This window comes from Streptomyces sp. NPDC053750 (assembly GCF_044544295.1).
In the GTDB taxonomy this organism is placed as follows: domain Bacteria; phylum Actinomycetota; class Actinomycetes; order Streptomycetales; family Streptomycetaceae; genus Streptomyces.
Genome location: NZ_JBITXB010000007.1, coordinates 25,612 through 47,847 on the forward strand (window position 1 = coordinate 25,612; position 22,236 = coordinate 47,847).

A 22,236-nucleotide genomic window follows, 5' to 3' on the forward strand; every position below is an offset into this window, starting at 1 on the left:
TGGCGACCGAATGCCATGCTCCTGGCAGTGGAATGTCAGGCGATTCCCTGGCTTCCGGCAGCGAGCCCGTGCATGATCGTCATCGGGCCGGAACAGACGGGGGTATTCGGGGGATGTACACATGAGCTCTATCGCCGCGCAGGATCTGGGCGCGTTCCCTGAGGTGGACGAGCTCCTCGGCCGTCTGGGCCTGGAGGGGTTCGACCGGGACTCGGTCACCTCGCGCCCGGGGCGCAACGAGGCCTGGCTCGGCACGACGACGAACGGCGAGCGGGTGTTCGTCAAGCGCCTGCGCGGCGGCGTCGGTGACACCGGAGCGCGGCTGCGTCGGCTCCTGGACTTCCAGGGGTTCGCCGACCGGATCTCCGCTGGCGAGCTGCGGTATCCGCGGTTGCTCGGCCATGACGAACGGGCGCGACTCGTCGTCTTCGAAGCGGTGGACGATGCCCGCAGCGGGGCGGAGCTCATGGTCGACGAAACCTTTGACGACGTCCTGGCGCACACCGTGGGACGGGCGGTCGGCCGGCTCCACGCGTCGCACCACTCCGGGATGGAGCTCCACCGGGAAGTGCCGCCGTTGCCCTCCCGGGAAATGCTCCGCGGAGTCTCGCAGAGCATGTTCGAGCAGTCCAGCTTCGGTCAGCTGTCGGCTCTTTCCCTCATGCAGCGCGACGGTGAACTGGCCGACGGGATCGACGCCCTGCTCAAAGCGGAGCAGGAATCTGTTAAAGTCCCGTCCCATTGCGACCTGAGGGTCGATCAATTCTTGATACGGGGCGACGGCGTATTCATCGCCGACTGGGAAGAATTCCGACTTGCCGATGCGGCGCGAGATATCGGAAGTTTTGCCGGAGAATGGCTCTACAGGTCGGTGCTGGATATTGTGACTCATCGGGGCGACGAAGGTCTCGTCGAATTCGAACTGAGTCATGACCTCATCGTGTCCCGCGGCGCCGAGAAGCTGGAACGGCTCCGGCCGCGTATCGAGAACTTCTGCCGGGGCTACCGGGAGGTCCGCCCGCACACCGACCCGGGACTGTGGGAACGGGCCACGGCGTTCGCGGGCTGGCACGCCCTCGACCGGCTCATCGCCAGTGCGGCCAGGAGCGCCCGGCTGTCCGGCATCGAACGGGCCGCGGCAGGTGTGGGACGCAATGCCCTGCTCCACCCCGCCAGGTTCGCCCCGGCCCTGGGAATGGAAACGAAGGTGACGGCATGACCGCCGCGACACGGACCGCCCTCCTGCCTGATCGCCTGACGGAGGCGATGCGGCAGACATGGGTGAGCGAGGACCTCATGGCCGCGCGCGTGGGGGACCGGGAGCTCACCGCCGAACACCCCCGCGAACTGCGGCGCCTGCTGTCGATGGCCCTGTACGAGGAACTGCACGCCGGAATGGTGGAGAAGGAGCCGGGCGCGGTCCCCTTCCACCTGCGTGATCCGCGCTTCGAGGAGCAGCTGGCCGCGGCGGTCCCGCACCGGACGACGCCCCGGTCGGCGACGGTCATTGCCGTGCCGGCGGACGGTGACGGCCATGTCCTGCTGGAACGCGAGGGTGTCCGTGTGTGGACGCCGTCGGAGGACATAGAGGACGACGGGCCGCTCGCTGCGGGTCAGAGGGTCACCGTGACCGCCGCCGCCGCGCGGCCCGCCCTGTCTCCGGGATTCTTCCTGGTGGACGGAGCGCGGCCGGCTGCGCCGGAGCCGGGTGGCCTCCTCCGCGTGTACGTGCACCTGACAGGTGCGGAGGCGGCCGTCGGCGTCTGGACGAACGCGCTCCGCTTCCTGGAGGAACGGCAGGCGGACTACCGGGCGAAGGTGCTCTCGGCCCGGTCGCTGTACCCCCGGCGCGACGCACTGGTCGTCTATCTCCGGCAGGGGTCCTGGGATCTGGCTCACGACTTGGCCCGGGCCCTGCGTGGCCAGCCCGCGCTCGGGGACACCGTCTCGCTGTTCGCCAAGCAACTCGTGCCCGGGATCGCGGCAGCCTGGGAGCCCGCGGACCGGCGGCCCGGCATGCGCGGACTCAGTTTCGGGCAGCACCGGGCGGGCGCGCTCGCCGGGGCCCTGATCGAGCACCGCAAGACCTCCGGTGACCTGGCGGAGATCGTCGCGCGCCACTTCGCGGAAGCCGGCATTTCGGCGACCGACCCAGCGGACAACTCCGTCCCGCCGAGTTGAGGCGCTTGCAGGGAGTGAGTGCACGCACTTCCTGTTTTCACCCCAAACCGGCTTGTTGCCACCAAGAAGCACTTACATCAACAAAGGGGAACCATGAACAACCACGCCATCGCCATGGACCTGGTCGCCGGCTACGGCGCCTACGCGGACACCGCGGAGCTCACCGCTTCCGCCGTCTCCGACGCCCCCGCGACCACGTGGGTCTGCGTCACCGTGGTCAGCCTCGAGAGCTCGGCCGGCTGCGCCGCCTCGGCGTCGGCCGCCGTCAGCGCCGTCAGCGGCACCATCGCCGAGGGCTGCTGACCTCCGCCTGTCACTGAACGGCCAGTCATCTACCCGGTCAACCGGGCTCAAGAGAAAAGGGAGTGTGAGCCAGCCATGTCCCAGCACAAGGTCGCCATGGACCTGGTCGCCGGCTACGGCGCTTACGTCAGCGTCGAGGGCATGACCGTCGACGCGCTGTCCGACGCGCCGGCCACCACGCCGGCGTGCATCATCAGCGCCATCGAGAGTGCCGCGGCCAGCTTCGCCAGCGCCACGGTCGTGTCGGCCACCATCAACGACGGCTGCTGACCGTCCGGACCGCCGACCGCAACAGCTGACGTACGTCCGATCGTACGAAGCTGCGGCATACGAAAAAGCCGCAGCGGGTGCCGAGAGAAGCGGCACCCGCTGCGGCGGCTCCTGCACGACCGCATGACCGGCGCGGACCTGAGGGCCCACGCGACGGATCGTGTCGCAGTGCCAGACTACCCGGAGTGCACCCGTGACCACAGTGTCCGTCCTTGTTCCCTTCGTTCCGCACCGGCCGGAGCAGATCGTGCCGTTCGCCGCCTACGTCCAGTGGAGCCCCGCGCACCGCCTGTGGCAGGGACAGGCGACGCTGGTGGACCCGCACCAGTCGTTCTCCTTCGCCGCGGGCGCCGGATTCCGGGTACCGGCCGGAACCGGAGTCACCCTGATGCCGCTGCGGCATCCCTACGACGCGGCCATGCAGGCCCGCTCCCTGGCGGCGGCGACCGGGCACCCGGTGGTCGCCGGCCTCGGCCCCGCGGCCAAGTCGTTCCAGGAGGGCCTGCTCGGCGCTCCGTACGCCAGCCAGCTCACCGCCGTTCGGGAGTACGTGCGAGTGGTGCGCAAACTGCTCGACGGGGACCTGGTCGAGCAGCAGGGCGAGTACTTTTCGGTGCGGACGATGCTGAGCACCCTGCCGACGCCCCCCGTCGAAGTGGGCCTCGGTGTGCTGCGTCCCGGCATGGCACGGGTCGCCGGAGCCCTCGCGGACGTGGCGATCACCTGGCTGACGCCCGCGGACTACCTGCGCAGCCACGTCCTGCCCGCGCTGCGTGAAGGCGCTGAGGCCGAAGGCCGGGCGATGCCCCGGGTGACCGCCATCGTTCCCATGGCGGTGAGCGGACCGGACCGCGACCCGGCCAGGATCGCGCTCGCCAGCAACATCGGGCATCTGCGCCTGCCCCATTACCAGGACATGCTCAAGCGGGCCGGAGTCGACACCGACCCAGGGAACGTCGAGGACGGAGCCAAGGCGCTGGTTGCGGGCGGCGCCTTCCTGTACGGAACGGTCACGGAACTGGCCGACCGGATCCGTGACTTCTGGGCCGCAGGCGTGGACGAGGTCGTGGTGAACCTGTCCGGCGTCCACCAACTGCACGGACTGCAGCCCACCCTCGCCGAACTCGACGAGATCGTCCGGGAGGCGGCGCGATGACCACTCCGCTGTCCGGGCCGCCGGGGGAAGGCGGCGCTCCCGCCCTCGGCGTCGAGCGGCTGTTGCTGGTGGTCACCGGCTCGGTGTCGGCCGCGCACATGCCGTTCTGGCTCAACTGGCTGGGCATGAGCTATCCCGGCCTGCAGACCAACGTCGTCCTCACCCGCAGTGCCGGACGGTTCGTCACCCGGTCCGCGCTGTCCACCGGGTCGGAAGGCTGTGAAGTCCACACGGACACCTGGCCGGAGGAGGACACCCACGCCCGGCACGTCGAATGGGGGGAGTGGGCCCAGGCCGTCCTGGTGTACCCAGCCTCCTTCCATTTCCTGGCCCGGCTGGCCCTCGGCCTGGCAGACTCCCCCGCGCTGTTGGCGGCGCAGTGCACAACCGCTCCTGTGGTCGTGGCACCCGCTCTGCCCCCGGGGGGGTGGCAGAGTCCCGCCTGCGTCGCTCATGTCACTGCCCTCGCGGCCCGCCCCAACACAGAGGTCCTCACTCCCCTCCAGGGCGTCAGCAGGACGACGGGCCGCCAGGAGGCGTGGTCGCCGGCCCTGCTGCCGGACGCGCTGCGAGCCATCGAGCGGCTGCGATGACCGAAGGCGGCCCGACCGAGCGCGTACGCCGCTACGGCACCGGCCTGCTGTCCACCGAGGTGTACGCCGACGGCACGGGAGGTTACCTGTGGCGCCGGGCTCCCGGGCCGTCCGCGCGCACCCCCTTCACGCCCGTTCCCGCAGGTCTGGCAGCAGCGATCGGGGCCCTGTCGCAGGATGGGCCGGGATGCTGCGTCCTGGGGCGGGAGGAGAACCGGACGCGTGTCTACCGCGTGGGCGGCGAAGCCTCAGTGGCCGAACGGGCATTACGGGAGGGCCCGGGCCGTGGACTCGGCGAGACCCTGTACGCCGTCGGAGCTCTGCTCGGCCGGTTCCACGCGCTGCCGGAACACCACGCCGCCGACAGCGGGCTGCCCGTCGGCTCGGCGGGCATGCACAGACTGACGTCCTGGTGGTCTGGCCGGACCACGAACGGCCGGTCCGCGACCGCGGCAGAGCTGCTGCGTGCCGAGCTGGGCGCGGACAACTGGCGTCTGGCGCAGCGGTGGCTCGCCGGAGCACTGGCCGACACCCGGTCGATGGTCGTCTCCCACGGAGCACCCACGCTCGGCTCGGTCATTCACACCGGGCCGGACGATGAGGTGCACCTGCTGACGGGCGAGAACCTCTGCCTCGCACCCTGGTACGCCGACCTCGGCTGGTTGGTCGGCGAGCTCGTCGAACTGGCCTGGCACCACGGTGACGACCACGCCCAGTGGCAGGCCGCGCTGGACGCACTGTTCGAGGGCTACGGACGGGACCTCGGCGCCCACTGGAACCGGGCGGCGGCGGTCCGGATAGCACTGCACCTGCACGACTACAGCGCCTACGTGGCGCTGAACCCTCTCGAAATACGCCGGTACGCGAGCTTTCTTTCGCACCTCATCACCCTGTGACGGAACGCGGTGACGCAAACAGTGACGACCACGTGGAGACAGGCGCCCGGAACGGCGACGAAGCCCGGCCCGCTGCGCGCCGGACTCGCCAACGGCCTACGGGTGCTGATGGACCCCGTCGCGGGCGCGCCCCGGGTCTCGGTCTGCGTCACCTACGGCGTGGGCTTCCGCTCGGAGCGACCCGGGCAGGAAGGCCTGGCCCATCTCTTCGAGCACCTGATGTTCCGCGGTAGTGAGAACCTGCCACCGGGACGGTTCTACAACCACATCCACCCACTGGGGGGCGAGGCGAACGGAACGACGCACCAGGACTACACGGACTACTACCAGACGGTGCCGTCGGCGGCGCTGGAACCCGCGCTGTTCGCCGAGGCCGACCGCATGCGTGCCCCCCTGCTCACCGAGGCCGTGCTGGCCGAGCAACTGGCGGGTGTGGAGCGGGAGATCAAGGAGCGCGTTCTCGACCGGCCCCTGGGAGACGTTCCCTGGCCGCTGCTCCCGCAGGCACTCTTCGGCCTCCACGCCAACGCGCACGACGGTTTCGGTGACATCTCCCGCCTGCGAGGTGTCACGCAGGCGGACTGCGCGACGTTCTTCCATCAGCACTACGCACCCGGCAACGCCGTACTCACCCTCGTCGGCGGCTTCGAGCCCGACACGGCGTTCGCTCTCGTGACGCGTCATTTCGGCGACGTGGCCGCCCGTCCCCTCCCGCCGCGGCCGGACCTGGCCGAGTGCACGGACGGCGAGGACCGGTGGCTGCGCTGCACACAGCCTCACCTGCCCGCCGCGGTCGTCGCCCTCGGACACCGGCTCCCCGGACCCGATGCCGACCTGGGCCGCTACCTGGCCACGATGGTCATGGCGCGCGTCGTCGCGGACCGCGGAGCGTACGCCGCTCCGGGGCGCGCCCTGCGAGTGAGCAGCGGCTGCGGGTTCTTCGGCCCGCTGGACGCACTGAGCCCCGATGCCCTCATCACGACGGGTGTGCTGCCGGACGGGGTGTCACCGGAACGGTTCGTCGACGCGGTCTCGGACGCCCTCCCGGCCGGCCTCGACACCCTGGAGCCCGCCGTGGCACGGACGCGTCTGCGTCTCGCCTCCGAACACGCGCGGGTCCACGGCGACCAGACGACGCGCTGCCGCTCCCTGGGCCGCCTGGAGCAGCTGTTCGGCAGGGCGGAGTTGGTCGACGAGATACCCGCACGGCTCGGGGCCGTGACGCCCTCGCAGGTGGCCGAGGCGGCGGAAGGCCTCCGGAAGGCGCCGCGCGGTGTGCTGGTCGTCGAACCGGGACCGGTGCGGTCGCGTCCGGTCGGCCGAACGGCCGGGGAGGTCCACAGGCCCGGGGAGGTCCGGAAGGCCGGGGGAGAGCCCCTGGGACACGTGCGGGCGGGCGCTCGAACCCCTGCCCCGGCGTCGCGGCGTCCGGTGCCCCTCCCGACGCCGGGTGCGCTGCGCGGACCGGTGCTCCCGTCCGCCGCGAGCGAGGTCCTCGGCACGGGCCTGCTCGTGTCGGTGGTCGAGGACCACCGCGCCCCCCTCGTTGAGATCCGGCTGCGGGTGCCGCTCGGACCGGCCGGGCTCCTCGCACCGGCAGCGGTCGACACGCTCGTGCGCTCCGCATGGCCGCCGGCTGCCGAAGCGCACCGGGCTCTCGTGGTCCGGCGTACCCCGGACGGGCTGTGGATCGAGGCCACCGGTTACGTCTCCACGGCGGACCTCGCCCCGCTGCTCCACGCACTGGCCGGGCTGACCACGGCGCTCGGTGCGGTGACCCTCCCGTCAGGGACGACGGCGCCGGACGCGACTACGTCCAGCGGTACACCGGATGCCGCTATGGACGCGTTGCTGTGCGCGACGGCGACACGACGGCTCGCCGGACGACGACCTCCCGAGGCACCGGCCGGTATCCCGCTCACGGCCGGCGCGGGCTGCCTGACGGTCGTCGGCCCGACACCTCCCGCTGAGGTGCTGGACACCCTGCGCCGCACCGGCGAGGCCCGTTCCGTTCCTGCCGCGGATCACCGGCACGGCACCGGGTGGGAGGCCGCGGCCCTGGTCCGCCGGGAGCGGCACGGCGGATCCGAGTACGGGCCCGCCGCCACCCGGGCACTCCTGTGCGCGCCCGAACCCGAGGCAGGAGAGGACGAGGCCGCACGCTACCTGGCGGCGGCCGTGCTGGGTCTGCACCTTCGTACGCATCTGCCCAAGGCGTTGGGGGCGCTCCATGGGGACGTGCCGGTGACCCACGACATCCGTGTCGGGCGCGATGTCTTCCTCGGGCTGCCACGAGCCTGGGTCCGCGTGTACGCGCCCGGCACGGAGCCCGGCGTGCTTCCGGCAGCGCTGCGGACGGTGACGAACCGGCTCGACGAGGGGCCGGACGCGTCGGACGTCCGGCGTGCGGCCCAGTTCTGCGCCGCACAGATGCTGGCCGTGTTCGACTCCCCCTCGGTCCTCGCCGACTCCTTGGCGCGCTTCGGCCCCTCGGGTTGGCGGGCGTCGACGATCGCCGGCTTCCCCGACCGGCTGCGGGCCGTGTCCCCGGCCCAGGTGTCCGACGCGATCGTGCGTCTGTACCGGCCGGCCGTGAGTGCGCCCGTACACCGCTTCGACTGAGGGGGACGCCCGGTGGGCCGGGCCGCGAGGCGTTGACAGCCCGGTGGGTGGGTGCGTGTAATGAGGGCGGTGCCGCGTGGCGCCGGTCAAAGAGCAGTGGGCCGGCCGGCGATCGGGCGAGCGCCCTTCACCAAGGGGTACGTGATGGGTTCATACTCCGCACCCTGACACGACGTAGCGCATCCGCACGTCGTCGTCCTTCTTCTTGCTTCTTCTTCCTTCATCCCTTTCCGGCACCGTGCCGTCTGCCGCGGCCTGCCGTCATGGAGGCACAGAACCGTATGCCCACGTCTTTTCAGTCTTCTCAGCAGTCCGTCGCCGAAGAAGACGGAAACCTGCTCCTGTTGACCACCACCGGCGCCAGGACGGGACTCCCGCGGACCACCCCGCTCGGCTACGTCCGCCACGGGGAGTCCCTGCTGGTCGTCGCGTCCAACCTCGGCGGCCCGCGGCAACCGGGCTGGTATCACAACCTGCTCGCGCATCCCGTCGTACAAGTGGAGGTCGGCACCTCGAGCTTCGAGGCGCTGGCCGTTCCTGCCGAGGGAGCGCGGCGCGAGGAGTTGTTCGCGTACGTCGTGCGGGCCGTGCCCGGGTACGGCGACTACCAGGAACGGACCCGGCGGGTCCTGCCGGTCGTGGTGCTGGAGCGGGCCGAGCCCGAGGGGTGGGACGGGCCGGGAGAAGTCCGGACGCTCGCCGACAAGCTCCTGGAGGTCCACACCTGGCTGCGGGGGCAGTTGCGGCAGGTGCGGGCCGAGACCGACGCACACTTCGCGGACCGGGGGGCCGGTGCGTCGCCGGGTCTCGGGTTGCAGATCCGGCAGCGGTGCCTCGCGTTCTGTCAGGCGCTGGAGTTCCATCACGTGAGCGAGGACGGGCACCTGTTCCCCGGGATCGCCCGGCACCACCCCCACCTCGCCGACGTCTTCGAGCGGCTCGCCGACGAGCACCGCACGGTCGCCCGCATCCAGGGCGAGTTGGCGACCCTGCTGGGCGGTATCGCGATCGCCGATCCGTCGCGCTTCCGGACGGAACTGGAGGAGATGTCCGCCCAGCTCAACGCGCACCTGGACCACGAGGAGGAGGCCCTGCTTCCGTTGCTGGCCGACGTGCCGTGGCCGCCGGTAGGGCCTCCTGCCGGGCCCTAGTGGTGCCAGGCCTTGCCGCCCGTGTTGTGGATGAAGCGCTGGAGCACCTTCAGGGTGGTCAGGTACTCCTCGTCGGAGATGCCGGCGTGGCGTTCCGTCCACAGGTCGGTCTGGAGGGCTGCCGCCTTCTCGTAGAAGGCGCGGCCCTCGGGAGTGAGGGTCAGGTGGCCGTCGGGGGTCTGGGTGGTCCAGCCCCGGGTGAGGGTCGCGTCGATCTCCGCCTCCATCGCCTCCGGGCCCGTGTCGAGGTAGTTCCGCAGGAGTCGGGAGATCTCGCCGCGGGTCTTCGGGGTGTCCGCGCGGGCGATCTGGGCGAGGGTCCACCACTGGGGCTGGGTCGTGCCGAGCTCGGCCAGGGCGGCACGGGTGCGGGTGACGACGGCCTTGAAGGCGGCCCAGCTCCAGTAGCCGATGGGCTGCTGGATCAGTTCGGTGTCCGTGTGTGAGTACTCCATGGCCTCGACCGTAGAAGCTGAAGTTTGGTTGAGGTCAAGCCGGTCAAGCCGTGTCCCGGGCCGACTCTTCGTCGGCAAAGGCACGGGTGGGGCGGGCGTAGCGTAGGTGGTATGTCGACGTACGGTTCCTTTCCCGGCACCCGGCCCCGGCGGCTGCGGAGCACCCCTGTCATGCGTCGGATGGTCGCCGAGACCCGGCTGCACCCCGCCGACTTCATCCTCCCCGCCTTCGTGCGCGAGGGCGTGAGCGAGCCGGTGCCGATCGCGGCGATGCCCGGGGTCGTGCAGCACACCCGGGACACGCTGAAGAAGGCCGCCGCGGAGGCGGTCGAGGCCGGAATCTCCGGGATCATGCTCTTCGGGGTGCCGGAGGAGGAGAAGAAGGACGCCGCCGGGACGGCCGGCACCGATCCGGACGGCATTCTGCAGGTCGCGCTGCGGGACGTGCGGGCCGAGGTCGGGGACGAGCTGCTCGTCATGTCCGACCTGTGCCTCGACGAGTTCACCGATCACGGCCACTGCGGTGTGCTCGACGCCGAGGGGCGGGTCGACAACGACGCCACCCTCGAGCGGTACGCCGAGATGGCGCAGGTGCAGGCCGACGCGGGTGCCCATGTGGTGGGGCCCAGCGGGATGATGGACGGGCAGATCGGGGTCATTCGTGACGCCCTCGATCAGATCGGGCGGGAGGACGTCGCGATCCTCGCCTACACCGTCAAGTACGCGTCCGCCTTCTACGGGCCCTTCCGCGAGGCCGTCGGGTCCTCGCTCAAGGGCGACCGCAAGACCTACCAGCAGGACGCCGCCAATGTGCGCGACGCCATGCGGGAGTTGGCCCTCGACCTGGAGGAGGGCGCCGACATGGTGATGGTCAAGCCGGCCGGGCCCTACCTCGACATCCTCGCCAAGGTCGCCGAGGCCGTGGACGTGCCCGTCGCCGCCTACCAGATCTCCGGCGAGTACTCGATGATCGAGGCCGCCGCCGAGAAGGGCTGGATCGACCGCGACCGGGCCATCCTGGAGGCCCTCACCGGCATCAAGCGGGCCGGCGCGCGCAACATCCTGACCTACTGGGCCACCGAGGTCGCTCGCACGCTGCGCTGAGCATTCTCGGCCGGCCCCTCGTGCAGGGGGTGCGTGGACCCCTTCAGTGCTCGAGGGCGTTGTCGATGCTGGTCTGCCAGTAGGTCACCGACAGCTTGTTGTCGACGACCACGCCGGAGGGCAGGGCGACGTTGGCGATGGAGTCGTCGTCGAAGGGGATCCTGAGGGTGTTCACGCTGATGGCCTCCCCGCCGCTGCCGTCGGCCGCCGTCAGCAGCACCCCGGCGTAGGCGGTCTCACCGGGACCGACTCCGGCCACCGAATGCGGCTGGGACGCCTCGACGACCGGCGGCACGGACTGGGCCTCGCCGAAGCGCGCCACCGGGTACGGCGGCAGCATGCACGTCTTCGAACCGGTGCCGGTGGCGGTCAGCAGCAGGTGGTTGATCGGGCGGGACACCTTCGTCGCGGTGATCTTCACGTCGGACGCGGAGCACTTCCCCGGCATCTCCGAGTCGTCCTGGTCGCCGGTGCTCGATCCGGCGTTCGAGCCGGAGCCCGACGAGCCGGAGCCCGACGAGCCGCCACCCGACTTGTCCGAGCCGGTGGAGCCGTTGGAGCCGTTCGCGCCGTCGGTTCCCTTGTTGTCGTCCGAGCCGCTCCCGCCGGTGGACGGCTTGGCCTGGTCGCCGGCCGGGGCGGAGGAAGCCGGGGCGGAGGGGGCCGCGGCGCCCGTGTCCGTTCCGTCGTCGCCCTCGCAGGCCGTCAGAGCGAGCGCGGCCAGTACGACCGTGGTGGCGGCGAACAGGCGGGTGCGGGTGGTGCGTACGGACATGAGGTATGCCCCTTCGGGTGGAGTTGAGGTGAGCCGCTCGACGGTTCGCCGGGGGCGGCTGCTTGGATGACCACAGCTTGGGACCGGAGCCGTCCCAGTCGCCAGGGGCGCCGGGACATGCGGGATACTGGGACGCGGGGAACGGCTCTGACCTGCGGGAACGGTGTCCCACTGGGATGCTGTACGGGGATACGGGAAGAGGGAGAAACGGTGGCGGGGGACGACTTCGCGGGGCTGCTGCGGGAGCTGAAGGAGCGGTCCGGACTCAGCTACGGGACACTGGGCAAGCGATTGCACATGAGTGCGTCCACACTCCACCGGTACGTCAGCGGGGAGGTCGTACCCGTCGAGTTCGCGCCCGTCGAACGCCTCGCCCGGGCGTGCCGGGCGACCCCCGAGGAGCTGCTCGAACTCCACCGCCACTGGATCCGTGCCGACGCTCTGCGCGGCGTGAAGAGGCCGGAGGAGACGCGGGAGTCTCAGGAGACGGCGGAGACGGAAAAGGGCGGGACGGCGAAGGGGGACACGGCGGAAGCCGTCGTGCCCGAGGCCGCCGAGGTGCCGGAGGTGCCCGGCGTCTCCGTCGCGGAGAAAGACGCACCGCCCGCGCCTGACGTACTGCCCGCGCCTGACGCACCGTCCGCACCCTCCGCCCCCGTCGAACGGCGTCGCCGGGTACCGCGCGCCGCCCTCTACGCCGCCACCGGCGTCGCCGCCGTGGCTCTCGCCGTCAGCCTCCTGCCCGGCACGGGCGACGGAGGGGAGAAGCACGATCCGGCCGGAGCCGCCGCCGGAACCTCCGTGTCGGTGACCGGGAGCGGCACCCGGTCGGCGTCGCCCAGCGCGAGTGCCTCTCCGTCCCCGTCGTCCGCCTCCCCGTCCGCGTCCGCGTCCTCCGTCCCCTCCCCGTCCGCGACGCGCCGGAGCACGGCCACGCCGAGCGGCCGAGCCCCGGGGAACAGCGGCCCCGCGCTCACCGTGTCGACAACCCCGTACTTCTGGGACGTCCCCTGCGAGCAGTCCTTCCTGGTGGACCGCAGCCCGCAGAACGTGCTGAACCCGCCCACCCAGCCGGACGTGGTCGGCTGGGTCACCGCCTTGGGCGCGGTCGCCGCCGACCGGCAGATGACCGTGTTCACCGTGCAGGGCACCGGTCCGGAGACCGTGGTCCTGGAGAACCTGCACGTCCGTGTGGTGGACAGCAAAGAGCCGCTGGACTGGAACGAGTACGCCATGGGCATCGGCTGCGGCGGCGACGCGAGCACCAAGTCCTTCGACGTCTCCCTGGACCTGGGCAACCCCCTGGCGATGCCGATCGCCGGGCAGAAGGCCTTCCCGTACACGGTCACCGAGTCCGACCCCGAGCTCTTCTACGTCAATGCGCACACCAGCGACCACGACGTCACCTGGTACCTGGAACTGGAGTGGTCCAGCGGCGGCCGACAGGGCATCATGCGGATCGACGACCACGGCAAGCCGTTCCGCACCAGCGCCTCCAAGGGCAGCGCCTACTACGGGCAGATGCTGGGCGGCGAGGGCGTCTGGGAGTACTTCCCGGGCGACTGAGCCCGGGCGGGGCGGTGAGCCGGCTGTGAGGCCGGGCACCGTCAAATGCGGCCGGGAGATAGGTTGTTAACCAGACAACGGTTCGTTCGTCAGGAGACGCCCATGCCCGGTGACGCCCTCAGCCAGGACCCCGCGGAGCTGAGAAGGAGGATCGACAGCAGCAAGGCGCACCCGGCCCGCGTCTACGACGTCTTCCTCGGCGGCAAGGACCACTACCCCGCCGACCTCGACGCGGCCGCCGCCGGGCTCGCCGCCAACCCGCGCGGCTACCTCGACGTACGGCACAACCGGGACTTCCTGCGGCGCGCGGTGACGACGCTGGCGCGCGAGGACGGCATCCGGCAGTTCCTCGACATCGGCACCGGGCTGCCGACCGCGGAGAACGTGCACCAGATCGCCCAGCGCATCGCCCCCGAGTCGCGGGTGGTCTACGTCGACAACGACCCGGTCGTCCTCGCCCACGCCCGCGCCCTGCTCACCAGCGGCCCCGAGGGGCGTACGGACTACATCGACGCCGATCTGAAGAGCCCGGCACAGATCCTCGAACAGGCCGTTCAGACCCTTGACTTCGACCGGCCGATCGCCCTGTGCCTGGTCGCCATCCTGCACTTCGTCGAGGACGAGGAGGCCTATCCGATCGTCCGCGAGCTGGTCGAGGCGCTGCCCGCCGGCAGCCGGCTCGTGCTCAGCCACCTCACCGACGACCTCAACCCGGAGAACATCCGCGCGGTGCAACGGACGTACACCGAGCGGGGTTTCACGTTCGTGCTGCGCTCCCGCAAGGACGTCGAGCGCTTCTTCACGGAGAACGGGCTGGAGCTCGCCGACCCGGGTGTCGTGCCGGTCCACCACTGGCGCCCGGACCACGCCGCCCCGGTGCCGGAGCAGCCGGAGACGTCCTACCTGGCCGACCTCGACGACATCGAGAAGGTCCGCTACAAGGACATCAACGACGTCACGGACGCCGACATCAACGTGTACGGGGGGCTGGCGGCCAAGGGCTGACGGCTCGGCAGCTCGGCAGCTCGGCAGCTCGGCGGCAGGTGCAGGGGCGTCCGGATCGCGGAAAGTTTCTTGTAGGCGGCACGTACCTCTTTAGGGTGCGGGCATGACCGTGACTGAGACCGCGTCCCCCGCCACCGCCCCCGCCCCCCTGCCCCCGCTCGCCGCGCGGGCCCGGTCGACCGGCGGTTCGGCCGTACGGGAGATCCTCGCCGTTACCGCCCGCCCCGAGGTGATCAACTTCGCGGGCGGGCTGCCGGCCCCGGAGCTGTTCGACGCGGAGGGCATCGCCGCCGCGTACAGGGCCGTTTTCGCCGAGGCGCCCGCGCGGGCACTCCAGTACTCCACCACCGAGGGCGAACCCGCCCTGCGGGCCGCGCTCGCAGCCCGCACCACGGCGCGCGGACTGGCCACCGACCCCGACGACCTCCTCGTCACCACCGGCTCGCAGCAGGCCCTGTCCCTGCTCGCCACCGCGCTGCTCGAACCCGGCGACACCGTCCTCGTCGAAAGCCCCTGCTACCTGGCCGCCCTCCAGGCCTTCGGCTTCGCCGGGGCCCGGGTCGTCGCCGTGCCCGGGGACGAGGACGGGATGGACCCGGTGGCACTGGAGGAGCTGGTGCTGCGCGAGCGCCCCAAGCTGCTCTACACCGTCCCCACCTTCCAGAACCCCACCGGACGCACCATGTCCGCCGCCCGCCGCGCCGCCGTGGCCGAGGTCGCCGGACGGTGCGGGCTGTGGATCGTCGAGGACGACCCGTACGGGGAGCTGCGCTTCGAGGGCGAGCGGGTGCCGTGGATCGCCTCCTACGACGGCGCCCGCGACCGGACCGTGCTGCTGGGCTCCTTCTCCAAGGTCATGGCCCCCGGCCTGCGCCTCGGCTGGCTGCGGGCGCCCGCCGCACTGCGCCGGGCCTGCGCGGTCGCCAAGCAGGCCGCCGACCTGCACACCCCGACCGTCAACCAGCTCGCCGCCGCCCGGTACCTGGCCGACCGGGACCTGGACGCCCACGTCGCACGCGTCGCCGCCGCCTACGGCACACGCCGGGACGCCATGCTCGCGGGCCTGGCGGACGCCCTCCCGGCAGGGTCGGCCTGGACCCGCCCCGAGGGCGGCATGTTCCTGTGGGCGCGCCTGCCGGAGCGGTACGACACCACGGCCCTGCTCCCCGAGGTGGTCCGGCACGACGTGGCGTACGTCCCCGGCGCCCCCTTCCACGCCGGTGAGCCCGACCGGGCCACGCTGCGGCTGTGCTTCGTGACGCAGACGCCGGAGCAGATCGCGGAGGGGCTGCGGAGGCTGGGGGCGGCCCTGCGGGAGGCGACGCCGGAGGCGTAGGCGACGCCGCCCACCGCGGGGGAGGGGATCAGCGGCCGAAGACCTGGCGGCTCCGGCCGAGGTCGAGGAAGACGGTCTCGCCGGTGGCGTCGTCCAGGCCGTCGTTGTCGGTGACGGCGTGGACCCGGCCGTTCCCGGCGACGGCCAGGCCCTCCAGCTTCTCCTGCGTCCAGCCGCCCGTCGCCCGCAGGCCGGGGCGCCCAGCACTGGCAGAAACCCCTCACCACCCCCACCCGTAAGACGACCCGGCATGATGCGGCGACCATCGCGATCGGGCGACGCGCCCAGGGCCATCCCATCCGGCGTCGGACGGCACCGCCCCGCACCCACCAGCGCGATGGATGCAGGCATCGGACCGCCCAGACCGGACCGGACAGCCCCGGGCGTGAGGGACCCCGCCCCCGTATCCCCGGACACGATCCGTGCCCCCGGACACGGCGCGAACGCGGGCGACCAGGACACCCAACACCGCTCGGGATGTCCGCAGTACGCAGGAATGGGTCCAGGACTCACTCCTGCACACTGAATAGAAACGGTTCGGAATCGCCTTCGCGATTCTGCTCCTCGGCCTCATTCTCGACGGACGGCCCTCGGCGCACGGCTACTTCGGTTACCCGCCCCGTCGACAGGGCCACCCGCGAAGGGCGCGATGAGCAGCTTGCCGTCCAGGTCCTAGGCCCAATGGCCGAGTGCCGGCCGGTGCGGGCGCACATACGGTGACGCCATGGCTGACAGCGCACGGACGACGACGCCCTTCGACCTCGACGCGTACCTCGACCGGATCGGCTGGGAGGGGGAGCGCCGGCCGGACGCGGACACGCTCCGGGGTGTGCACCTCGCCCACCTCAGGGCCATCCCGTTCGAGAACCTCGACGCCCTCGGCGGGACGGCGCCCTCCCTCGACCTCGCCGACCTGATGACCAAGCTGGTGCACGGCCGTCGGCGCGGCGCCTACTGCTATGAGCACAACACGCTGTTCGCGGCGGCGCTGGAGGCGCTGGGTGTCCGGGTGACCCGGCTGGCCGCGCGGGTCGTCGTCGGTGCTGAGCGGTTCGAGGAGCGGCCGCGCACCCACATGGCCCTGCTCGCCGAGCTGCCCGGCGATCCGCAGCCGTATCTGGCCGACGTCGGCTTCGGCGCCATCGGCTCCCTGCTGGAACCGGTGCCGCTGCTGGCGGACACCGAGTTCCACGACGCCGGACGCCGCCACCGGCTGGTGCACGCACCGCACCCCGGCCCGCTGGAGATGTGGGTGCTGGAGGCGCACGAGGCGCAGGAGGGAGGCGGCTGGGTGGCGCAGTACGCCTTCACCCTGGAGCCCTTCGAGCAGCCCGACTACGAGGTCATCAACTGGCACATCGCCACGAACCCCCGCTCACCGTTCTCCCGTCGCCCCTACGTCCAGTGCCTCACCCCGGACGCGCACCTGTCCCTCGACGGCGACCGCTTCACCGCGACCCGCGCCGACGGCACGGCCACCGAGCGGAAGCCGGCGGACGAGGCGGAGGCACGCCGGATGCTGGCGGAGGACTTCGGCATCGACGTCCCCGAGGGGCTGACGCTGCTGCGGTGAGGACGGGGGGCCCGCCCTCACCTCCGGGGCGTACTCAGAGCCGCTCGGGCGTCCGGACGCCCAGCAGGGCCATGCCCTGGTGCAGGGTGCGGGCCGTGAGGTCGCACAGGAAGAGGCGGTTCTCCACCTGCTGCGGCGTCTCGGCCTTCAGGACCGGGCACTTGTCGTAGAACGACGTGTACAGCGACGCCAGCTGGTACAGGTACGCGGCCAGCTTGTGCGGGGCGTACTCCGCGGCCGCCTCGAAGACCGTGTCCCCGAACGCGTCCAGGTGCAGGCCCAGCGCGCGCTCCGCCTCGTGCAGCTCCAGCTCCGGGTGGGCGGCGGGGCGGACCTCGCCGGCCTTGCGGAGGATGGACTGGATCCGGGCGTAGGCGTACTGGAGGTACACGCTGGTGTCGCCGTTGAGCGAGACCATCTGGTCCAGGTCGAACTTGTAGTCCCGGTTCGGCGACGTCGACAGGTCCGCGTACTTCACGGCCCCGATGCCGACCTGCGCGGCCCGCTCCTGGATCTCGTCCTCGGTGAGGTCCCGCGCCTTCTCCCGCACGACCTCGGCGGCCCGCTGCACCGCCTCGTCCAGCAGGTCCTCGAGGCGTACGGTCTCGCCCTCACGCGTCTTGAAGGGCTTGCCGTCGGCGCCGAGCACCGTGCCGTAGCCCATGTTGTGCGCGGTGACGTCGCCGTTCAGCCAGCCGGCCCGGCGGGCCGTCTCGAAGACCATCTTGAAGTGGAGCGACTGGCGCACGTCGACGACGTACAGCAGCGTGGTCGCGTGCAGGTCGGTGACCCGGTTGCGGATCGCGGTGAGGTCGGAGGCCGCGTAGCCGAAGCCGCCGTCGGCCTTCTGCACGATCAGAGGGACCGGCTGGTCGTCCTTGCCGCGGATGTCGTCGAAGAACACCACGAGCGCGCCCTCGGAGCGCACCGCGACGCCCATCTCCTCCAGGAGGCGGGCGGTCTCGGGCATGCCCTCGTTGTACGCGGACTCGCCGACGATCTCCTCGTCGCGGATCTCCATGTCGAGCTTCTCGAAGACGGAGTAGAAGTAGACCTTCGACTCGTCCACGAACTGCTGCCACAGCTCGAGCGTCTCCTTGTCGCCGGACTGGAGCGCGACGACCCGCTTACGGGCCCGCTCCTTGAACTCGTCGTCCGCGTCGAAGAACGCACGCGACGCCTTGTACACCCGGTTCAGGTTCGACATGGCCTGCTCGCCGTCGACCTCGTCCGCCGGGGCCAGCTCGCCCGGGTGCTCGAACAGGTACTGGATGAGCATGCCGAACTGGGTGCCCCAGTCGCCGATGTGGTGCCGGCCGATCGTCTGCTCGCCGGTGAAGTCGAGCATGCCGCGCAGGGCGTCGCCGATGACCGCCGACCGCAGGTGGCCGACGTGCATCTCCTTCGCCACGTTCGGCTGGGCGTAGTCGACGACCGTGATGCCCGCGTCCTCCTTCAGCGGCACGCCGAGGCGCTCGCCGTCCGCGAGCCGCGCGGCGAGGTTCTGCGTGATCGCGCGGTCGCTGAGGGTGATGTTCAGGAACCCGGGCCCGGAGACCTCGACGTCCTTGATCAGGTCGCCGGTCGTGATCTGCGCGACGACCTCGGCCGCCAGCTCCCGCGGGTTCGCCTTCGCCTTCTTGGCCAGGGCGAGGATGCCGTTGGCCTGGTAGTCCGCCCGGTCGCTGCGTCGCAGCAGCGGGTCGGCACCGGCGGCCTCCGGCCGGGTGGCCGTGAGGGCGGACGCGAGCTGCTGCTGGACGGAGGCGGTGAGGGACGTGACCGAGGCCATGGAGTGGCTGCCGTTCTGCTCGGGTTCCTGGAAGTAGTACAGAAACCGAGTATCCCACGCGGTGAAAAGCGGTTTTCGCGGATGCGGGCCGGGCTGGGAGAATGGAGCGGTCAGCCGTGCGACCGTACCGGCTGCCCGAGTCAGAAAGAAGGACGTGCCGATCGTGGCTCAGAGCACAGAGACCACCGACTGGGTCTCCCGTTTCGCGGACGAGGTCATCGCCGAGTCGGAGCGTCGTGCCCCGGGCGCGAAAACATCACTCGCTACCGCTCCGGTCATCGTGGTCGCGTCCGGACTGTCCCCCTCCGGCCCCATCCACCTCGGCAACCTGCGCGAGGTCATGACCCCGCACCTGGTCGCCGACGAGATCCGCCGCCGCGGCCACGAGGTCCGGCACCTGATCTCCTGGGACGACTACGACCGCTACCGCAAGGTGCCGGCCGGTGTCGCCGGAGTGGACGACTCGTGGGCCGAGCACATCGGCAAGCCGCTCACCTCCGTCCCGGCCCCCAAGGGCTCCCCGCACCCGAACTGGGCCGAGCACTTCAAGGCCGCGATGGTCGCCTCGCTCGCCGAGATGGGCGTCGAGTTCGACGGGATCAGCCAGACCGAGCAGTACACCTCCGGTGTCTACCGCGAGCAGATCCTGCACGCCATGAAGCACCGGCAGGACATCGACGCGATCCTCGCCCAGTACCGCACCAAGAAGGCCCCCGCGAAGAAGTCGCAGAAGCCCGTCGACGAGGCCGAACTGGAGGCCGCCGAGGGCTCCGGCGCCGCCGCCGAGGACGACGGCAGCTCCGGCTCCGCCGGGTACTTCCCGTACAAGCCGTACTGCGGCAACTGCGAGAAGGACCTGACGACGGTCACCTCCTACGACGACGACTCGACCGAGCTGACCTACGCCTGCACCGCCTGCGGCTTCGGTGAGACGGTCCGGCTCGACGAGTTCAACCGCGGCAAGCTGGTCTGGAAGGTCGACTGGCCCATGCGCTGGGCGTACGAGGGGGTCGTCTTCGAGCCGAGCGGCGTGGACCACTCGTCTCCCGGGTCGTCGTTCCAGGTCGGCGGGCAGATCGTCGGGATCTTCGGCGGCAAGCAGCCCATCGGGCCGATGTACGCCTTCGTCGGCATCAGTGGCATGGCGAAGATGTCCTCCTCCAAGGGCGGCGTGCCCACCCCGGCCGACGCGCTCCAGATCATGGAGCCGCAGCTGCTGCGCTGGCTCTACGCCCGCCGCCGGCCCAACCAGTCCTTCAAGATCGCCTTCGACCAGGAGATCCAGCGGCTGTACGACGAGTGGGACCGCCTCGACGCCAAGGTCGCCGACGGCAGCGCCCTGCCCGCCGACGTCGCCGCGCACGCGCGTGCCGTGCGCACGGCCGCCGGTGAGCTGCCGCGCACGCCCAGGCCGCTGCCGTACCGCACGCTCGCCTCCGTCGCCGACATCACCGCCGGCCACGAGGACCAGGCGCTGCGCATCCTCAGCGAGCTCGACCCGGCCAACCCGCTGGGCGCCCTGGAGGAGGCCCGGCCGCGGTACGACAAGGCCGAGGCGTGGATCAACACCCACGTCCCCGCCGACCAGCGGACCGTCGTGCGCGAGGAGCCCGACGCCGAGCTGCTGAAGTCCCTCGACGAGCAGGGCCGCGCCTCGCTGCGGCTGCTGCTCGACGGGCTCGCCGACCACTGGTCGCTGGACGGGCTCACCCACCTCGTCTACGGCGTGCCCAAGGTCCAGGCCGGCTTCTCCGCCGACGCCACGCCCAAGGAGCTGCCGCCGGAGATCAAGACCGCCCAGCGGTCGTTCTTCGCGCTGCTCTACCACCTGCTCGTCGGCCGTGACACCGGCCCGCGCCTGCCCACGCTGCTGCTGGCGGTGGGGCAGGAGCGGGTGCGGACCCTGCTCGGGGAGTAGGACCCGTCCGACCCGCCCGGCCACACAGACCGACGGCCCGCCCCGAACGCTTCGGGGCGGGCCGTCGGTCTGTGGCGCGGGCCGACGGGTCGGCTACGCGATGTGCTCCTCCTCCAGCTCCGCCGAATGCCGTTCCTGGAAGCGCAGCACCATCTGCTTGGCGTCGGCGTCCGGGAGCGTCACGCCGTACGTCGCCTCCACGTTGTAGCCGAACTCGCGCGGCGTCGGGTAGCCGCTGCCGCTGATCGACTGCTTGAAGACCTGGTAGAAGTCGTCCTCGTCCGGCACCGCCTGCGGGCTGCCGCCGCCCTCCCCCAGCTCGCGGGTGCGGTGCGGCCCCACCGGGATGGGGAAACTGCCGGTGTCCTCGGGAGCGGGCTCCTGGACGGGCGGCGCCTCCTCGAACTGCCGGTGGTACTCGTCGGCCTGCTGCTGCTCCGCGTACCACTGGGCGTACTGGTCGTCCGGGTCGTAGGCGGGGTCGTAGTCCCCGTGGTACTCGACGGACTGCGGGTCCCGGGCGTGCAGCCACGGGTTCTGGTCCACCGCGGGCTCCTTCCGCACCGGCTCCCGCACCGCCGACTCCTGCCTCTGCGCCTGCGCCTGCCCTTGCCTGTGCCCCTGCGCCGGGCCGGGCTCCCGGCCGCGCTCCAGCTCGGGGCGCTGCTCGGCGGCGGGCTCCCCCTTCCGCAGGGAGGGCGGCGTCCCGTCGGCGGCGCCGACCGCGTCGGCCTGCGGCGCCGGCGGGAGCAGGGCCGGCTCGATGCCCGCCGCGGCCAGGCCCGCCGGGGCCGTCTGCGCCAGCGGGACGCCGTAGCGAGCCAGGCGCAGCGGCATCAGCGACTCCACCGGGGCCTTGCGGCGCCAACTCCGGCCGAAGCGGGAGCGCAGGCGGGCCTGATAGACCAGGCGCTCCTGCTCCAGCTTGATGACCTGCTCGTAGGAGCGCAGCTCCCACAGCTTCATCCGGCGCCACAGCAGGAAGGTGGGCACCGGGGAGAGTATCCAGCGGGTGAGGCGGACGCCCTCCATGTGCTTGTCGGCGGTGATGTCGGCGATCCGGCCGATCGCGTGCCGGGCGGCCTCGACGGACACCACGAACAGGATCGGGATCACCCCGTGCATGCCCACGCCCAGCGGGTCCGGCCAGGCCGCCGCGCCGTTGAACGCGATCGTCGCCGCTGTCAGGAGCCACGCCGTCTGCCGCAGCAGCGGGAACGGGATGCGGATCCAGGTCAGCAGCAGATCCAGCGCCAGCAGCACGCAGATGCCCGCGTCGATGCCGATCGGGAAGACGTAACTGAAGTTCCCGAAGCCCTTCTTCAGGGCCAGCTCACGTACCGCCGCATACGAACCCGCGAAACCGATCCCGGCGATGATGACGGCACCGAAGACGACCATGCCGATGAGAACGCGATGCGTCCGTGTCAGCTGTAGTGGCGCGGCCACCCGTACTCCCCTCCCAGTGCCTGTTGTTGCGCGCAACAGAGTGGCACATGTGTGCGGGGAACGGGTGGCCGGTGGGGTCGGTCCGTGCCCT

General features: G+C 71.4%; 19 protein-coding genes and 1 pseudogene. 16 read left to right on the forward strand and 4 right to left on the reverse strand.

Translation table 11 applies throughout. The features are described from left to right. The first annotated feature begins 121 nt into the window (after positions 1 to 121). From lxmK to ACIGO6_RS20810, 9 genes are all read left to right on the forward strand, one after another. Complete coding sequence (gene lxmK / locus ACIGO6_RS20770; RefSeq protein ID WP_399878277.1) at positions 122 to 1,219, forward strand: class V lanthionine synthetase subunit LxmK; 1,098 nt, start codon at positions 122 to 124, stop codon at positions 1,217 to 1,219. After that, positions 1,216 to 2,181, forward strand: a complete 966-nt coding sequence (locus tag ACIGO6_RS20775; RefSeq protein ID WP_399878280.1) for a T3SS effector HopA1 family protein — start codon at positions 1,216 to 1,218, stop codon at positions 2,179 to 2,181. Before lxmK ends, ACIGO6_RS20775 begins: the two co-directional genes overlap by 4 nt. 93 nt (positions 2,182 to 2,274) lie before the next feature. After that, positions 2,275 to 2,484, forward strand: a complete 210-nt coding sequence (locus tag ACIGO6_RS20780; RefSeq protein ID WP_399878283.1) for an LxmA leader domain family RiPP — start codon at positions 2,275 to 2,277, stop codon at positions 2,482 to 2,484. Between the two features lie 75 nt (positions 2,485 to 2,559). Then, positions 2,560 to 2,754 (forward strand): hypothetical protein, encoded by a 195-nt coding sequence (locus tag ACIGO6_RS20785; RefSeq protein WP_399878286.1) that lies wholly within the window; start codon positions 2,560 to 2,562, stop codon positions 2,752 to 2,754. A gap of 193 nt (positions 2,755 to 2,947) precedes the next feature. Then, complete coding sequence (locus tag ACIGO6_RS20790; RefSeq protein WP_399878289.1) at positions 2,948 to 3,910, forward strand: LLM class flavin-dependent oxidoreductase; 963 nt, start codon at positions 2,948 to 2,950, stop codon at positions 3,908 to 3,910. Next, entirely contained in the window at positions 3,907 to 4,503 is a 597-nt protein-coding gene (locus ACIGO6_RS20795) for a flavoprotein (protein ID WP_399878292.1), read from the forward strand. The genes ACIGO6_RS20790 and ACIGO6_RS20795 overlap by 4 nt, the downstream gene beginning before the upstream one ends. Then, positions 4,500 to 5,399, forward strand: coding sequence for a hypothetical protein (locus tag ACIGO6_RS20800; RefSeq protein WP_399878295.1), 900 nt, complete (start codon positions 4,500 to 4,502; stop codon positions 5,397 to 5,399). Before ACIGO6_RS20795 ends, ACIGO6_RS20800 begins: the two co-directional genes overlap by 4 nt. A gap of 21 nt (positions 5,400 to 5,420) precedes the next feature. Then, positions 5,421 to 8,021: an insulinase family protein gene (locus tag ACIGO6_RS20805; RefSeq protein ID WP_399878297.1), complete on the forward strand. Its 2,601-nt coding sequence runs from the start codon at positions 5,421 to 5,423 to the stop codon at positions 8,019 to 8,021. A gap of 281 nt (positions 8,022 to 8,302) precedes the next feature. Beyond that, positions 8,303 to 9,172 (forward strand): nitroreductase/quinone reductase family protein, encoded by an 870-nt coding sequence (locus tag ACIGO6_RS20810; protein WP_399878300.1) that lies wholly within the window; start codon positions 8,303 to 8,305, stop codon positions 9,170 to 9,172. Here the strand turns inward: ACIGO6_RS20810 and ACIGO6_RS20815 are convergent. Next, entirely contained in the window at positions 9,169 to 9,627 is a 459-nt protein-coding gene (locus ACIGO6_RS20815) for a MarR family winged helix-turn-helix transcriptional regulator (RefSeq protein ID WP_399878303.1), read from the reverse strand. The two genes, ACIGO6_RS20810 and ACIGO6_RS20815, sit on opposite strands and share 4 nt — an antisense overlap. A 111-nt stretch (positions 9,628 to 9,738) precedes the next feature. Here ACIGO6_RS20815 and hemB point away from each other — a divergent pair, with 111 nt between their 5' ends. Then, positions 9,739 to 10,731: a porphobilinogen synthase gene (gene hemB, locus ACIGO6_RS20820; protein WP_399878306.1), complete on the forward strand. Its 993-nt coding sequence runs from the start codon at positions 9,739 to 9,741 to the stop codon at positions 10,729 to 10,731. Positions 10,732 to 10,774: 43 nt separating this feature from the next. Here hemB and ACIGO6_RS20825 read toward each other — a convergent pair whose 3' ends face one another. Further along, positions 10,775 to 11,506, reverse strand: a complete 732-nt coding sequence (locus tag ACIGO6_RS20825; protein ID WP_399878308.1) for a DUF4232 domain-containing protein — start codon at positions 11,504 to 11,506, stop codon at positions 10,775 to 10,777. 210 nt (positions 11,507 to 11,716) lie between these two features. Between ACIGO6_RS20825 and ACIGO6_RS20830 the strand changes: the two genes are divergently transcribed. The 5 genes and pseudogenes from ACIGO6_RS20830 to ACIGO6_RS20850 all read left to right on the forward strand — a co-directional run bounded on the left by ACIGO6_RS20830 (position 11,717) and on the right by ACIGO6_RS20850 (position 16,986). Further along, entirely contained in the window at positions 11,717 to 13,072 is a 1,356-nt protein-coding gene (locus ACIGO6_RS20830; protein ID WP_399878310.1) for a helix-turn-helix domain-containing protein, read from the forward strand. Positions 13,073 to 13,174: 102 nt separating this feature from the next. Beyond that, positions 13,175 to 14,077 (forward strand): SAM-dependent methyltransferase, encoded by a 903-nt coding sequence (locus tag ACIGO6_RS20835; RefSeq protein ID WP_399878313.1) that lies wholly within the window; start codon positions 13,175 to 13,177, stop codon positions 14,075 to 14,077. 103 nt (positions 14,078 to 14,180) lie between these two features. Beyond that, the gene (locus tag ACIGO6_RS20840; protein ID WP_399878315.1) at positions 14,181 to 15,413 is read left to right on the forward strand and encodes a PLP-dependent aminotransferase family protein; all 1,233 of its coding nucleotides are present in this window, start codon (positions 14,181 to 14,183) and stop codon (positions 15,411 to 15,413) included. A gap of 195 nt (positions 15,414 to 15,608) precedes the next feature. Beyond that, a pseudogene (locus ACIGO6_RS20845) lies at positions 15,609 to 15,943 on the forward strand (IS200/IS605 family accessory protein TnpB-related protein); the annotation flags it as partial. Positions 15,944 to 16,137: 194 nt separating this feature from the next. After that, positions 16,138 to 16,986: an arylamine N-acetyltransferase gene (locus tag ACIGO6_RS20850; RefSeq protein ID WP_399878317.1), complete on the forward strand. Its 849-nt coding sequence runs from the start codon at positions 16,138 to 16,140 to the stop codon at positions 16,984 to 16,986. 34 nt (positions 16,987 to 17,020) lie between these two features. On the opposite strand, the gene argS is transcribed toward ACIGO6_RS20850, so the two are convergent. Next, a complete protein-coding gene (gene argS, locus ACIGO6_RS20855; RefSeq protein WP_399878320.1) occupies positions 17,021 to 18,778 on the reverse strand; it encodes an arginine--tRNA ligase in 1,758 nt (585 codons plus the stop codon). A gap of 154 nt (positions 18,779 to 18,932) precedes the next feature. Here argS and lysS point away from each other — a divergent pair, with 154 nt between their 5' ends. Continuing rightward, positions 18,933 to 20,696 (forward strand): lysine--tRNA ligase, encoded by a 1,764-nt coding sequence (lysS, locus tag ACIGO6_RS20860; protein ID WP_399878323.1) that lies wholly within the window; start codon positions 18,933 to 18,935, stop codon positions 20,694 to 20,696. A gap of 93 nt (positions 20,697 to 20,789) precedes the next feature. Here the strand turns inward: lysS and ACIGO6_RS20865 are convergent, their stop codons facing one another. Continuing rightward, entirely contained in the window at positions 20,790 to 22,145 is a 1,356-nt protein-coding gene (locus tag ACIGO6_RS20865; RefSeq protein ID WP_399878325.1) for a DUF2637 domain-containing protein, read from the reverse strand. Positions 22,146 to 22,236: the final 91 nt, after the last annotated feature.